The sequence below is a fragment of the Spirochaetales bacterium genome (assembly GCA_016930085.1).
Taxonomy (GTDB): domain Bacteria; phylum Spirochaetota; class Spirochaetia; order SZUA-6; family JAFGRV01; genus JAFGHO01.
Map to the genome: position 1 here is coordinate 83,287 of JAFGHO010000069.1, position 14,715 is coordinate 98,001.

Here is a 14,715-nt window from a genome sequence, read left to right on the forward strand (position 1 = left end):
TGCTATTCCTCCACTTCTGTTGAAAGTTCTTCAAAATCCTGTTTCTCCGCATCTTCGAGTTTTTGCGTGACCTGAACCGCCAGCTTGTTTCCCACCAATCCGGGACGGCAGAGGAATTTTCGCCTGTTCCCGATTTTCAACACCATGGGATCCCCCACCCGTACACTGTACAGACGGATAACGTCCCCGATCCGGAGTGCGAGTACATCTCTCACCTTGAGATCGATATTCCCGATCTCTGCGGTAATCGTGACGTCGATTTTTGAAAGCCTTTCGCGAAGAATATTCAGGTTTTCCGTGGTTGTCCCCCTGCGCACCGATGAATACCAGTATTGTGCGGAGAGTTTTGAAATAATCGGTTCGATGGTGAGGTACGGAATGCAGAAATTCATCATTCCTTCCACCTCCCCGACTTTTGTTTCAAGGGTAACCAGGACGACCATTTCCGTCGGCGGCACGATCTGGGCGAACTGGGGGTTCGTCTCGATCTGGCCGAGTCTCGGCCGCAAATCGATCACCGTACTCCATGCCTCCCTCATATTGCCCAGAATACGGACGATAATACCCTCCATGACCGACTGCTCGATATCGGTGAGGTCGCGCGAAAACTTTGTCCCTTCACCCTGTCCGCCGAAAAGCCGGTCGATGATTGAAAACGTCACGGCCGGATCGATCTCCAGGATCGCGGAACCTTTCAGGGGGTCCATATTGATGACGGCAAGTGTCGTCGGATTGGGAATCGAACGGATGAACTCCTCGTACGTCAGCTGATCGACCGATGCGACATGAACATGCACCAGACTTCGCAGCTGGGCGGAGAGGGATGTCGTGGTAAGCCGCGCGAAGGTTTCATGCATGATGGATACCGTGCGTATCTGGTCTTTTGAAAATTTGTCCGGACGTTTGAAATCATAGATCTTTATTTTTTTCTGATCGGTCGCCTGCTGTACCTCCGCCGTTTCGACTTCGCCGGAGGATATCGCGGTCAACAGCTGATCTATTTCGTCCTGTGACAAGACTTCTGTCATCGTATCCCTTCCTCATACCGCCGGCCTTCACGCTCCGGAAATGAGGATGAACGGCCCGCAATACGTTTCGCGGCTTCTAAAAAGCCTGCAATTCCTTAAAGAGTACCAAATCAACCTTTTCAACCATGATATGGTTGATCTTGTTCTTGATCTGCTCCTGTAACTCTTCCGCATCCTGCGTACGGAGTTCATTCGCCTTTTTCTGTCCGAGAAAAAGGAGAATGATATTTTCTATCTGATCAGTGCGATCGATAAGTTCCGTCTGAACGGCCGTCCGCCCTTTCCTGTAACCGATGGTAAGCTCGGCGATAAAGGTTTTCGGGGGATCGTCCGCAGTCAATCCGCGAATCGGACTGATATTGTTAAAAAAATTATACAAAGTATGAACATCCCTGTAGTCGGCCGATTGCTCCTGCGGGCTGACGGGAACCCTTCCCGGCATAAGAATGTTAAATGTCACAAAGGCGATGGTCACCATACCGATGACCACGGCAAGGCCAATCAACAGCCATTTGAGAACCTGAAGGAGAAACTCGGGGACGAACCCGCGCTTTTTACCCGCATCAAGTTCATCCTGAACATCCCTCTCCTCATCGAGATATTGTTCTTCGTCTGCCATTGTTTTCCTTAACCCCTCCCTCTTAATAGGATATATACCCTATTTAAAGTGTATCAAACTTCGTTTAAATAATCAAATGCTTTCCGCAACAACTTTCCGCACGGCCCTTGTGCCTGTGCCCGACCCTGTCACTTCCCGACCACACCTCTTCGCCGCAAAAAACGCGGCCTACGCGATCTTCGTATCCATCGCTTCCGGCGCCGATATCATCATATCGATGCGCTGCACGGGAACGGATCATACACACGACCATAGTACCATAAAGCCCCCGCCATGTCCAAGAGGGGAAATACCCCTCCTTGAGGGTTTGCCTCCCCCCGTTACAGGTGCCCTTCCGTCAGGACGACAATATCGACCCTCCGGTTGGCCGCCCTCCCTTCGGGGGTATCATTCGAATAAAGGGGAACCGTGTCGGAGAACCCCGCGACCTGGAACTGTTTCTCGTCGACCTGGTATTGGACCAGGTATTTGAGTACGTTGATCGAACGCGCCGTCGAAAGCTCCCAGTTCGTCGGATATTCACCGCGGGGATCTGTCGGCACCGAATCGGTATGCCCCTCGATCCGGAATTTTGTTCCCTTGAGTTCCGGAGCCTTCAGGAGCTTCGCCACATTCTTGAGTACTTCACGGGTTTCCTCGATATCGATTTCCGCACTCCCCTCACGAAAGTAGGTATCCGCCGCGAGCGAGATGATGAGTCCCCGTTCATCCTCCTTGATGCGGACCTTCTCCGTCTTCACATCGACCTGGAAAAGGGATTTGGCCCTTTTTCTCGCCTTGTCGAGCGCCCTCCCCCGTTCCATCGACGGGAGGGTCATGATTGCGTTTCCCAGTTCAGCCAGTTTTCCTTCCTGCAGGGTATTCCCGCCGCGAAGCGAGCCCAGCCCCTGAAAAGCGGCGAGGATCATCCGCAGTTCCGAACCTTCTATCTCTGCAAGGGTGAACATGAATATGAAAAAAGTGAGAAGAAGGGTAGTCATATCCCCGTAGGTCAGAAGCCAGTCGGGCGAGCCTTCTTCTTTTCTTTCTCTTTTCTTCCGTGCGACAGCCATCGTTTCCCGTCCTTATATTAATCGCCCATGGATTCCTGCTGGATCGCCTCCCGCTTTTCGGTCGGCAGATACGAGAGGAGTTTTTCCTCTAAAATCCTCGGATTGTCTCCGGACTGTATCGAAAGAATCCCTTCGATCATGATCTCCTTTATGAGGGCTTCTTCCTTGTCTTTGTCTTCGAGTTTATGTTTGATCGGGATGAGTACCAGGTTTGCAAGAAAAGCACCGTAAAGGGTGGTGATAAGGGCGGTCGACATACCGGCGCCGATCGCGGACCTGTCCTCGATTTTTGTAAGCATTGCGATAAGCCCGATCAGGGTCCCTATCATCCCGAACGCGGGCGCGAGTTTTCCCCATGTATCGAAGAGTTTGATTCCGTCGTCATGACGTTCCTGAATCTTGTTCAATTCCGTGTTGAGGACATTCTTGATGATATCCGGATCCGTCCCGTCGACAACGAGCTGGATACCCTTGCGGAGGAAATCATCCTCAACGCTTTCGAGGTCGTCTTCGAGGGCAAGAATGCCGTCACGCCGCGCCTTCTCCGAAAAGGAGACGAGATCCCGAATCAGTTTGAGTTCCCCGTGTTCCTGTTTTCTGAAAATAAGTCCGAAGTATTTGATGGTATCGAATATCCTCGACATCGGATTCGCCAGCATGAGCGCCCCGAATGAACCCACGACCGTAATAAGGAATGACGGTACATGGAGATAAATAAGCGGTGTGGTCGCGCCGGTAGCGATTCCGAACACAACCGCGACAAATCCTATGATTAAACCGAGAACACTCGCAATATCTATTCCCATAAGCTTCTACTCCTCGTTCTTGAATGCGCCAATGAGTCTTCTATAGGTAACGATCCTTTTAAAAATAGTCGCGTAATCTTCACGTACGACAAGCCGTTTCCCCGAAAGCATAATGAGGGTGGTATCCGGATTGCATTCGATATATTCGATCTGATGCGGGTTAACGTAATATTCCGTATTGTCAAGCTTTGTTACCTTTATCACCGTACCTTCTCATCTACTCCTTACATGCGTATTCCACCCCGCATGAAATCCTCATCATCCGGGGTGGAATGCCATGGTATCTATTATAAATGATCAACGTACCAATATACGCTAATCATCCGATTTTACCGTTTCAAAGTCAATAACTCCTGAAGCATCTGGTCCGATGTGGTAATGGTCCTCGAGTTTGCCTGAAATCCCCGCTGGGTAACGATCATGTCGGTAAACTGTTCGGCCAGATCCACATTACTCATTTCGAGTGTACCGGCAATGATCTTTCCCCTTCCTTCGACACCGCTCGTCCCGATCATGGCGTCGCCCGAATTGTTCGAAACGACATAGGTATTTTCACCGGCTTTCTCGAGTCCGCCCGGATTGGTGAAACCGGCAAGGGCGATCTGTCCGAGCATCCTGTTCGTTCCGTTCGAATACACCCCGATAATCACCCCCTGCTGGTCGATCTTGAAGGTTTCGAGATATCCCATTGTGTAGCCGTCCTGTTCCCTTATCTTTGTCGTGAACTTGTCTCCGAATTGGGTAACAACATCCTGGTACTGCCCGATTTCCCCGAGGTTGAGTGTAAAGGTTTGCGTCGCCGCCTCACCGGCCTCTGTTTCGGGAACGTCGAAGGTGACATTCACCATTGCGTTTCCTTCACCGATCGCGGCCCCTGTCCCGTCAATCACCGATTGAAGCGCCCCGAGATTGTCGAAATCGAGATAAAAGACATTGTCGGCGTTTGCCGAACCGGCGACATTGAGTACCGTTGGCAGGGGTGTCTGCTCCTCGCCGACGGTATTGATCACCTGAACCTCTGCTCTCCACCTGTTCGGAATTTCCGGCTCCCTCGAAAAGGTGACCTGGAGCTTGTGCGCCCTGCCGAACGCATCGAAGATATCGAAACTCGTCGCCCAACTTCGCTTGATTCTTTCGAGTTCGCTGACCGTGGGATCGTTCACGTCGAGAGGATCGACCCGCTTGTCGAGATTGCTCGCAAAATACACCATGGTTGTGGCGTTTGCGGGATCCTTGCTTCCTACCGGGATCACTACGTCCTCGAGATCCGTTGCCGTATTGATGACCGTCTCTCCGCCCAGTTCCAGGGCAATCCAGCCCTGGACCTTTTGTCCGTTGGCCGGATTGACGAGGTAACCGTTTTGATCGAGACCAAAGGCGCCGTTCCGCGTATAGTAGCTTTTATCCCCGTCATTAAGGATAAAAAAGCCGTTCCCCTGAAGCGCGACATCGGTCATCACACCGGTGGTCTGGAGGGAACCCTGGGTATGAATCGTATCGATCGATGAAATCATCATACCGAGACCGACCTGTTTCGGATTCACCCCCCCCACTTCATCAGTCGGTTTCGCGGCCCCCGACATCGTCTGGGAAAGCATGTCTTGAAAAGTGACCCTTCCCTTTTTGAACCCGTTCGTATTGACGTTGGAGATGTTGTTACCCAGAACATCCATTCTTACCTGGTGATTCTGAAGACCGGATACCCCGGAATAAAGCGATCTCAACATATCTTGTAGCCCCCTTATTCTGCGATAATACTTTCAACTGCCTGGTAATCATAGTACCGGCCGCCGACAAATACCTGTTGAGAATCCCCTCCCGAAACCTTCTCAACCTTGCCTGTAATCAGTTCGTTTCCGTCAAACAATTCCACAACCTTTCCTAAAAGAGAAAGGGCATTATTTTTTATGATCAGCCCCGCGACTTTTTCGATGTTCGCGCTCATATTGTTTATCTGTTCGAGGGAGGAAAACTGCGCCATCTGCGCAATGAACTCCTTGTCCTCCATCGGCTGCGTCGGGTCCTGATGCGCGAGCTGGGTGATCAGCAGTTTCAGAAAGGCGTTTTTATCGAGGTCCTGCGTCATTACCCTCCCATTGTTGATTTCCTTGTTGAGCCGATTCACAAGCTGTTCCGTGCGTAAAAATTCTTCCTGTGACTGTAATGTGCTAATATCCACTATACTTCCTCCTTCTCCCCTCACTAAACAATCAGGTTGACCCGGGCGTATTCTTCATCGAGGATCGACAGGACCGGAATGTTTTTTTCGAACTCCTCGATAACGCCGGCCTTTGCGTAAGGGGCTTCTTCGTTCGCCTCATTGTCCTGTTTTCCGTAGTCCTGGCCCACGGAAACCTTGAGGGAAATGGAGTCGAATCCTTCATTTTTGAGTGCGTGCTGGAGATTATCCAGCGCGGATTCGACGATACCCCGTACATTATTATTGTCGACAAATATTCGCCCGTCTATATGATTATTCTGCATATTGATCCGCATTCGTATGCTGCCGAGCGATTCCGGCTTCAACACGATGCGGAGTTCCCCGCCCCCGTCTTCCTTGACGATGATCCGGGTATGCTTTACCATCTCGCTGCTTAAGTTTTCCCTCAGATTTTTTACAAGTTGCCGGTCGAACGATCCCTGTCCCCCGCTTACCTTCGCCCCACTCCCGTTTCCTTCCGTATCGCCTCCCATTGTCCTGTGTGAAAAAACCAGCACCGTGTCCGCGGCTGATCGTTCTGTGGATGACCCCTGCGCCGTAAACTCGACCTTGCCCCCCTCATCGTGGCCGGCCTTCACTTTTACAGTGCCCGCACCGGAACCTTCCTCCGGTTTTTTTCTCAGATCCAGAACCACAATCTTCGGCAGGGGTCCGGTACCCTCTTTTTCGATTCGCGCGGCGTCACCCGTATCTTTTAAGGCCCTTTGTTTTTCATTGCGTCCGAGCATTTGCTCGAAAAGCTTCAGCGCGCCCCGGTTCCCGTCATCGAATATCCTGTTGAGCAGAAGACCCAGCTTTTTTAAAACTGTGTCCTTTTCTTCCCCCGCTTCTTTTCCCGCACTCTCCTTTATTTTCTTGAAGAGTTCTGAAAGCAGGTCCGCCCCCTTATCGTTCCGATCCGTTTTTTCAAATATATGCTTGAGTAGAGAAATGAGTTGCTTCAGACTGATATGTTCGAGCAGGCCCTGTGCGGCTTCCTTGAGGCCGGCTGCAAGACGCGCGTGGTCTTTTTCATCCGGTTCTTTTCCGCCGGTGAGTTTTTCCCTTACCTTCATCAACACGTCGGTAAAGGAACGTTCCCCTTCCGATCCTTTTGCTTCGGAAGTCGAGGCGGTATCGCCTTTCTGTATCTTCGAAGACTTTCCCGGATTGTCCTTCCTGAGACCGATACCGTCTTTAACGGTCCCCGTCTCCTGCATGGCGGCAGACTGAATCATGACAGGAACTGCTTGTGCCACAAAAACCTCCGGTTTTAACTTTTCCGGGCCATCTTCCTGTTCAATTCGGCGGCCCGTTCCCTGGGCATGAGCGAGAGCCAGTAAGCGACAAGTGATACTTCACCGGCCTCCTCCGCTCTTTCTTCGGTAATTCTGAAGATATCGATGATATCCATATCATCCATTTCAAGCAGAATTTTCACTGCCTTGTCAGGTTGCATCCCGACAAGGTAATCCGAACTCAGCTCAAGGTTTCTTCTTCTTTTATCGTATGCTTCTATCCTTTCATTAAATGAATTTTCCCGTTCCACGAGCGCTTTTTCCTGTTCTTCAAGGTCGACGATCATCTGGGAGATTTCCGCTTCCTTTTCTTTAATTTCTCCGGCCCTCTTGTCGAACTCCTCTTCAAGGAGTTCAAGCCCCTCGAGTTGTTTTTTGAGCCGTTCCCGTTCAAGAAGATACGGATCTTCGATATCCAGAATCTGCGTTCTTCCATGCAATCCAAAAAGGGTGAGTACGGGAGCAAGAACGTCCTTGCCGTCGATAAGGCCGAGGTAATCGAACCAGATAAATCCCCCCACTGCCAGAAGGATGATCAGGAGCATCAGGACGATAACCCGCGTCCCGACACCAAAGCTAGTATAACGTGCCACCTCAACATCTCCTATTCTTTTGTTTTTTTCTGATAAACGCCCGGGTACTCATATCGTCTGAAACCTTTGCCTCCTCGTTTCTCTGTTTTCTGTAATAAACCGCTTCCTGTCGTTCTTTCAAATGTTCGAGTACTTTGCGCCTTTTAGCGTGTTCGAGGTATTCATTTTGTACTTCCGCAAGTTCCCTTTTTCGCTTTTCGAGCTCGGCTAAGCATTCCTTTTTTTCAAGCCGCAGCCTGTTGATATACTCTTCACTCGCCGCGAGAAAATTGTAGTCGGGCTTTCCTTCACAACTGAATTGCGCTTTTAACGCGCGTTGTGCTTCTTGAACGAGAAGCCCGATCCGGTTTTCGATGGTCACCACAATACCCGTTATTCCGGCCAGCTTGATTTCCCATTCACGTTCACGGTATCGTCTCAGGGTGAGAAGCTGCTCAAGCCTGAACCGGAACCGTTTCATTTTCTATCTCCTTATCCGGGATCGGAATGCCCGCAATTTCCCCCGCACCCTCGAGTGCATCCCTCAGATCGGCCTTTTCCGTAATCGCCTGTATCAAATAAGCGTTGATTTCCCCCATCTTTTCGATGGCCTCATCGATCTCGGGATTGCTTCCCTTTGCGTAGGCGCCGACATTGATGAGGTCTTCGGCCTCCGTATAAACGGCGAGCATACGCCTGATATACCCGCACGCCTTTTTGGTGAAGGGCCCCGTCACCTGCGGGGCGAGCCTCGATATCGAACCGAGCACATCGATTGCGGGATAATGGTTTCGTGAAGCGAGGCGCTTTGACAGCAGGATATGACCGTCCAGAATGCCCCGAACCGCGTCCGATATCGGTTCGTCCATGTCATCGCCTTCGACCAGGATCGTATAGAATCCGGTGATCGTCCCCTTGTCCGAAGTACCGCTCCGTTCGAGAAGTTTCGGAAGCAGTGAAAAGACCGACGGGGTGAATCCCCTTGTTGCCGGCGGTTCGCCGATGGCGAGCCCGATCTCCCGCTGTGCCCTCGCAAAGCGCGTCACCGAATCGAACATGAGTACCACATCGTTGGAAAGATCACGGAAATATTCGGCGATCGTGGTGGCGAGGTAAGCGCCCCTGATTCTCGAGAGGGGAAGTTCGTTCGATGTGGCGGCGATAATGACCGATCGCTTGAGGCCCTCTTCTCCCAGATCATTCTCGATAAACTCCCTCACCTCTCTCCCCCGCTCGCCGATAAGGGCGATGACATTGATATCGGCCGACGTATTGCGTGCGATCATGCCTAAAAGCGTCGATTTTCCGTACCCGCTTCCGGAAAAAATACCGAGGCGCTGGCCTTTGCCCACGGTAAGGAGTCCGTCGATCGCCCTGATGCCGGTCGATATCCTTTCGGTGATCCGTCTTCTCCGGAGTACATCCGGCGGCCCCCCGAAAATCGACCGCCATTCGGCCGATCCGATATCGCCCTTTCCGTCGATCGGTTTGCCTCTGGAATTGAGTACCCTTCCGAGGAGTTTGTCGGACACGGGAACGGCGCTGAACTCGCCTATGGCGATCACGATATTCCCCACCTCGATGCCGTCCATATCGTCATAGGTCATGAGTTGAATGACATCTTCCTTCAAACCCACGACTTCAGCCCAGACGATTTTATCCGTTTTTGTCACGATGATCTGACAGAGTTCGCCGACAACCGCGTGAGGCCCGAAACTTTCGACCAATAACCCCTGGACCCGCTTTACCACGCCGGTAAACTTTATCGGGTCGCAGTTTTTTATCACTTCCATATATTTTTCGAAAATATTCACCTTACTTGCCTTCTCCCCTGGCCCGTATCGGCATCATTTCGAGTATTTTCTCCTCTATTTCATGAAGCTGTGAGGAAATACGTGCGTCGATCTGTCCGAAATCCGTCTCGATAATACACCCGCCCTTATCGACCGATGTGTCTTCCAAAACAGTGATATTCTTTACATTCTCCACCATCTCCTGGAACTCTTTTATATGAGAAGAGGTCAACTCCAAATCAGCCAGATTTACGCGGATCACCACATCGCCGCGCCCTTTCATCTTGCGGAGGGCCTGAATCACATTGTTGATCACCACGTTTTTCTGATTTTCCGAAATCACCTTGATGACCTTTTTCGCGACGAGGAGAACGAGGTTGATTACCTGTGTTTCCGATTCCTCGATAATCTGGTTACGCCGTTCGATGGTCTTTGTTATGATCATGTGAAGCCGCTGGATAAGCCGCTCGACTTCTTCCCTGCCTTCGGTATATCCCTTTTCATGGCCTTCCTTATAACCGCGCTCATAGGCTTCCTTCTCGGTTGCGGCCACTTTGTCGTTGATCTCTTTCTCGATTTCTTCTGCCTGTTTTTTCGCATCATCGAGTACCCGCTTTGACTCGACCTCGGTCTCCTGCCTTATTTTCTGGACTTCACCCGTTTTTTCCTGTATCTTGTCAAAGGCGACATTTTCCGCGTCATCGATAATCCTCTTCGCCTCAGCCCTGGCCTCATCGATCATCCTCGACTTTTCACTCTCCCAGTTCGCCTTGAACTCCTCCGCTTCACGCCGTAATTCGTCGAGCCTGTCCTTTGTATCGTCGACGATACTCAGATCTTCCTCGACCTCCACAACCTTCTGGGCCGGAGGTTGAATGATGATCCTTTTGTTGAGATTGACAATCTCGGTCGGACGGAAAACATGTTTAGCCATCGGTTTCTCTCAATCTCCTCTCATCACGGTCTTTCATATTTGTCTGACGCTCCGTCTCTCCGGCGCATCATTACACGACCAGTTCGTCCTCGCCGGCACGCGCGACGACGATTTCACCCTGTTCTTCCAGCTTGCGGATAATCGACACGATTTTCTGCTGGCTTTCCTCGACATCCTTGAGTCTGATCGGTCCCATATAATCCATATCTTCTTTCAGAAGCGTCGCCGCCCTTTTGGACATATTCCTGAAGATCTTGTCCTGGACTTCGGAATCCACCGCCTTGAGGGCCTTTGCCAGCTCCTGTGTATCGACTTCGCGAAGAACCTTCTGGATCGCCCTGTCGTCGAGAAGAACGATATCCTCGAAAACGAACATTCGCTTCTTGATTTCTTCGGCCAGCTCGGGGTCATCCTCCTCGAGAGATTCGATAATCGTTTTTTCAGTCGATCTGTCGACGAGGTTGAGAATATCGACGATGCTCTCGACACCGCCGGCGGCCGTATAGTCTTCGGAGGAAAGGGTGGAGAGTTTTTTCTCGAGCACACGCTCTACCTCGCGGAGGACCTCCGGTGAGGTCCTGTCCATGATCGCAATCCGTTTCGCCACATCCGACTGTATCTCATGGGGAAGACTACCCAGAATCACGGAGGCTTTCTGCGGCTCCAGGTAGGCTAAAATGAGGGCGATCGTTTGCGGATGTTCCTGTTGAATGAAGTTGAGAAGGTGCGCCGGATCCGTTCTCCGGATGAAGTCGAACGGCCGTACCTGTAACGAGGAAGTCAATCTGTTGATAATATCGACGGCCTTTTGCGGCCCCAGTGACTTTTCGAGCAGCTCCCGGGCGTAATCGATGCCGCCCGTGGAAATAAAATCCTGTGCCATCATGAGTTCCTGGAACTCGATGAGCACCTGATCCCGGTCCGCGGCCTCGATATTTTCGAGGCGGGCGATCTCGAAGGTCAGTTGTTCGATTTCGTCCTCCCGCAGGTGTTTGAAGATTTCCGCAGAAATCTCCGAGCCCAGCGTCACCAGAAAGATCGCTGCCTTTTGCCGCCCGTTCAGCGGTTTTTTATGACCCGATTTCTTTGTCGTCGTCGATGCCGGAACCGCGTGCGTTTTTTTAGCCATACCCTTACTCCTCCATCAGCCAGGTACGAATAAGTTGGGCCACGTCTTCCGGATGTTCCCTGGCCATATTAATTGCATTCTCCTGCATTTCCATACGGGCACGCTCCTCCACGGTAAGTTCCACATCCATTCCCTGCTCTTCCGCGCTCTTGAGTGCCGCCTCACGCATCGCCTGGTGCTGCCGTGCGAGTTCTTCCTCCTTTTCCCTCCGCTTTCTCTCGAAATATTTGGAAAGCATCCGGAAAAAGACCCCTGATAAAATTATAGCGCCAAGCCCGACACAAATCCAGAAGATCGTCTGGGCGATATACCTTCCCTGAAGGGCCTTCTGGTCTTCCTTTTCGAACTGGGCCCTTCTGTCGAACTGGAAATGTTCCACCGTCACATCGTCACCCCTCGCCCTGTCATAACCGATGGCTCCCTGGATCAGGGACTCAACCGTTTTCAGTTCATCGGGGGTCACGGAATGATATATCCGTTTGAGTTTCGTGTTGTTATCCTCTTCAAAGACCGGATTCCCGTTTTTATCATACACCTTTTCCCAGTATCCGTCGATGGCAATCCCGACGGTAATTTTACCGAAATCCCACGGACGTTCGACACGTTCCTTGTCTGTCCTGTTCACATCGTAATTGCTTCGCTGGGTCGTATGATTATATTCGCCTACGAGATTCGAAAGGTCCTGATACTGGGGCGGCGTCTGGCCTTCACTTCCCGGCGGTCCTTCGGGATTGTAGCCGGTCCCCTTGAATTCTTCTTCGATATGTTCCTCGGAAATGAGAACGGACTCCTGTACCTCCCGTTCAGAGAAAGGCGTATTCGGATTATCTTCCACCATGACCACGGGGGTGATTTCATGCGAAGTGCTTTTTTCCTCGCTGAAGTCGAGGTCGATTTCCATTTTCGGAATCGTCACCCTGTCCGGCCTGTAAATGATTTGCAGGGCTTTGAGAATTTCGTGTTTGTACTCGAGTTCTTTTTCACGTTTGAGTCTGAGCTGCCGTTTTGTCAGGTTGAGTTTGTCGAGATCGGCGAGTCCCTCGTAGTCATTGAGTCTCGTCCCGTAATTGTCGGTAATAACGATCGTTTCGTGATCGAGACCGGAGACCGCGAGCATGATGAGTTTTTCGATCCCCTCGATCTTTGCCCTGTTCTGGATCAAATCCGAGCCCGGTTTCGGGGTGATGATGACGGATGCCGTGTACGGCTTTTCATCTTCGACGAAAAGGGATTCCTCGGGAAGATCGATTTCCACTTTGACCGCGTCGATGTCTTCGAGCGCCATAAGGTGCTGCTCCAGCGATTTCTCGACGGCCCGCCGGACATTGATCTTCCGCTCGAAGTCCGTGATCGTCCACCGCTCGACATCGAATATCTCCCAGGGGTCCGCCTCCTTGGGAATGAGATCCTCCCTGACGAGGATCGTCCGCATCCTCCTGGCGGTCGGCTGGTCGGTGACCAATATTCTGTTATCCGGGGCAACCTTGTATTTTCCGGGTATTTCCTGATCGAGCCGTGCGGTGATCCTGCCTCGCAGTTCATCGTCTGAAACCGGTGAACCGATAAGCGGCACCATCGACGGCTGTGCACTGAAAGCGACGAGCAGTACCACTGCGAGAATCACCACCCCGATACTTCCGAAAAAAATGCCCTTTTGTACCGGTGTCCATTTTCCCCATATCTGTTTAAGCTGCTCGATAAATTTTTTTAACCATTCGTTCATTTTCCCCTCCCCTTTTTGAATGAACGCTTATCTATGAAAAGAAGCCCCCATACGCATTATTGCCTGGAACGCTTCGCTGTATTCTCCTCAGGATACGGCATCCGCCGTATCGAATGCCGGATCAAAGACCGGCCCTTATTGATTACCGCACGGCCACGATCTCCCTGTATGCCCTGAGTGCCCTGTCGACGATCGTCTTTGTCATCGATAGGGCGAGATTCGCTTCGGCAACCGAGATCATTACATCATGAACGTCGACCGAATCCGGGTCCGTCATCATCTGTTCCGAAAGTTTCGTTGTTTCGACCTGGAGGTCGTTCACGTCGTTAAAGGCGGCAAGGAGGACATCACCGAAGGATTTTTCCGGCCCCCCCTCTTCCTTTACCGGTTTCAACGCACTCCCGAGGTGCAACGGGTGGGTCTGTTTAAGGTCGATTATATGACCCGATACCTGATCTGACCGTAAAAACATACCTTATCCTACCTTCCTATTTCAAGGGCTTTTAAAAACATGCTCTTCGAACCGTTGATGATCGACACATTCGCCTCATACGAGCGTGAAGCGGAAATCATGTCCACCATCTCGTTTACCACATTGACGTTCGGGTATTCCACGTACCCCTTTCTGGGTCCCGTCTTTATCGCGTCCGGATGAGTCGGATCATAAACAAGCCTGGGCTTCGCATCATAATCCTTCTCTATCTTCTTGATACGGACGCCTTTCCCGATACCATTGTCGAGAAACTTCGGCAGAAAGGGGCTTCGCCAGTACGGTTGCCGCACCCTCGGCCTGAAGACCACCCTGCTTCTCCTGAAAGGCCCGCCTTCGTTGGTCCGTGTCGAGTTCACATTCGCGATATTATCCGCGATCACATCGAGCCGCGTCCGCTGGGCGGTGAGCCCCGATGCCGCCGTATTGATACTTGAATACAATCCCATAGTACATTACCTCCCTTACCTGAGTACCATATTCACCCTGGAAAACTCGCTTTGAACCATCTGTGACATCAATTGGTAGGAAAGCTGGTTCTGAAGCATTCCCATCATTTCCACCTCGATATCGACATTATTGCCGTTGTTTTTTGCCGTGGTCAGATAATCGAGGACCCGCCGCGGTTTCACGTCCCGCCAGTTCTGCGGCCGGTTGAAATCGATATGCCGTTCGTTGTTGAGCAGGGTCGGGAAAGGCCGCATTTTTTCGGAATCGAGGGCCCGTTTCAGACTCGACTCGAAATTGACCACGGTGCGCTTGAAATTCGGCGTATCGGCGTTCGCAATATTGTTCGACATCACATTCCGCCGCAACAGGCCGACATCCATGGTTTTGTTCAGCATGTCTATATTCCGTGAAAAGCTGCCTGTAAAAAACATACGACGACACTCCTTTCCGTATTAATGCGGGCTGTGCACGGGTTTCTTTTTCAACCCGATACAACACCCTGGAATGCGGGGATTTTCGGTTTCAAACCCCTCCCTATTCTCCGGGAAACCGGAATTCCATGCCGGTTCCCCTGTTATATTGTCGGCGGTTTTCTTTCTCCCCATAAGAAGAAAGAAATAG

General features: G+C 51.3%; 17 protein-coding genes. All 17 read right to left on the reverse strand.

All coding sequences use genetic code 11. The features are described from left to right. Nucleotides 1-2 precede the first annotated feature (2 nt). Complete coding sequence (gene fliM, locus JW881_12540; protein MBN1698334.1) at nt 3-1,028, reverse strand: flagellar motor switch protein FliM; 1,026 nt, start codon at nt 1,026-1,028, stop codon at nt 3-5. A gap of 76 nt (nt 1,029-1,104) precedes the next feature. Next, nucleotides 1,105-1,647 (reverse strand): flagellar basal body-associated FliL family protein, encoded by a 543-nt coding sequence (locus JW881_12545; GenBank protein MBN1698335.1) that lies wholly within the window; start codon nt 1,645-1,647, stop codon nt 1,105-1,107. Between the two features lie 320 nt (nt 1,648-1,967). Next, nucleotides 1,968-2,699 (reverse strand): flagellar motor protein MotB, encoded by a 732-nt coding sequence (gene motB, locus JW881_12550; protein ID MBN1698336.1) that lies wholly within the window; start codon nt 2,697-2,699, stop codon nt 1,968-1,970. A gap of 17 nt (nt 2,700-2,716) precedes the next feature. Further along, complete coding sequence (locus JW881_12555; GenBank protein MBN1698337.1) at nt 2,717-3,499, reverse strand: motility protein A; 783 nt, start codon at nt 3,497-3,499, stop codon at nt 2,717-2,719. 12 nt (nt 3,500-3,511) lie between these two features. Beyond that, a complete protein-coding gene (locus JW881_12560; protein ID MBN1698338.1) occupies nt 3,512-3,709 on the reverse strand; it encodes a flagellar FlbD family protein in 198 nt (65 codons plus the stop codon). A gap of 125 nt (nt 3,710-3,834) precedes the next feature. Then, the gene (flgE, locus tag JW881_12565) at nt 3,835-5,232 is read right to left on the reverse strand and encodes a flagellar hook protein FlgE (protein ID MBN1698339.1); all 1,398 of its coding nucleotides are present in this window, start codon (nt 5,230-5,232) and stop codon (nt 3,835-3,837) included. 14 nt (nt 5,233-5,246) lie between these two features. After that, nucleotides 5,247-5,684 (reverse strand): flagellar hook assembly protein FlgD, encoded by a 438-nt coding sequence (locus JW881_12570; GenBank protein MBN1698340.1) that lies wholly within the window; start codon nt 5,682-5,684, stop codon nt 5,247-5,249. Between the two features lie 23 nt (nt 5,685-5,707). Next, the gene (locus JW881_12575) at nt 5,708-6,964 is read right to left on the reverse strand and encodes a flagellar hook-length control protein FliK (protein ID MBN1698341.1); all 1,257 of its coding nucleotides are present in this window, start codon (nt 6,962-6,964) and stop codon (nt 5,708-5,710) included. A 14-nt stretch (nt 6,965-6,978) separates the two neighbouring features. Then, nucleotides 6,979-7,548, reverse strand: a complete 570-nt coding sequence (locus tag JW881_12580) for a flagellar protein FlbB (GenBank protein MBN1698342.1) — start codon at nt 7,546-7,548, stop codon at nt 6,979-6,981. 49 nt (nt 7,549-7,597) lie between these two features. Next, on the reverse strand, nt 7,598-8,056 hold the full coding sequence (fliJ, locus tag JW881_12585; protein ID MBN1698343.1) for a flagellar export protein FliJ: 459 nt from the start codon (nt 8,054-8,056) through the stop codon (nt 7,598-7,600). Beyond that, nucleotides 8,031-9,383: a FliI/YscN family ATPase gene (locus JW881_12590; GenBank protein ID MBN1698344.1), complete on the reverse strand. Its 1,353-nt coding sequence runs from the start codon at nt 9,381-9,383 to the stop codon at nt 8,031-8,033. The genes fliJ and JW881_12590 overlap by 26 nt, the downstream gene beginning before the upstream one ends. A gap of 7 nt (nt 9,384-9,390) precedes the next feature. Next, nucleotides 9,391-10,302 (reverse strand): flagellar assembly protein FliH, encoded by a 912-nt coding sequence (locus tag JW881_12595; protein MBN1698345.1) that lies wholly within the window; start codon nt 10,300-10,302, stop codon nt 9,391-9,393. Between the two features lie 70 nt (nt 10,303-10,372). After that, complete coding sequence (fliG, locus tag JW881_12600; GenBank protein ID MBN1698346.1) at nt 10,373-11,431, reverse strand: flagellar motor switch protein FliG; 1,059 nt, start codon at nt 11,429-11,431, stop codon at nt 10,373-10,375. Nucleotides 11,432-11,435: 4 nt separating this feature from the next. Continuing rightward, nucleotides 11,436-13,154, reverse strand: a complete 1,719-nt coding sequence (gene fliF, locus JW881_12605; protein MBN1698347.1) for a flagellar M-ring protein FliF — start codon at nt 13,152-13,154, stop codon at nt 11,436-11,438. 142 nt (nt 13,155-13,296) lie between these two features. Next, entirely contained in the window at nt 13,297-13,626 is a 330-nt protein-coding gene (gene fliE / locus JW881_12610; protein ID MBN1698348.1) for a flagellar hook-basal body complex protein FliE, read from the reverse strand. A gap of 8 nt (nt 13,627-13,634) precedes the next feature. Beyond that, nucleotides 13,635-14,093 (reverse strand): flagellar basal body rod protein FlgC, encoded by a 459-nt coding sequence (gene flgC, locus JW881_12615; GenBank protein ID MBN1698349.1) that lies wholly within the window; start codon nt 14,091-14,093, stop codon nt 13,635-13,637. Nucleotides 14,094-14,108: 15 nt separating this feature from the next. Continuing rightward, the gene (gene flgB, locus JW881_12620; protein MBN1698350.1) at nt 14,109-14,525 is read right to left on the reverse strand and encodes a flagellar basal body rod protein FlgB; all 417 of its coding nucleotides are present in this window, start codon (nt 14,523-14,525) and stop codon (nt 14,109-14,111) included. Nucleotides 14,526-14,715: the final 190 nt, after the last annotated feature.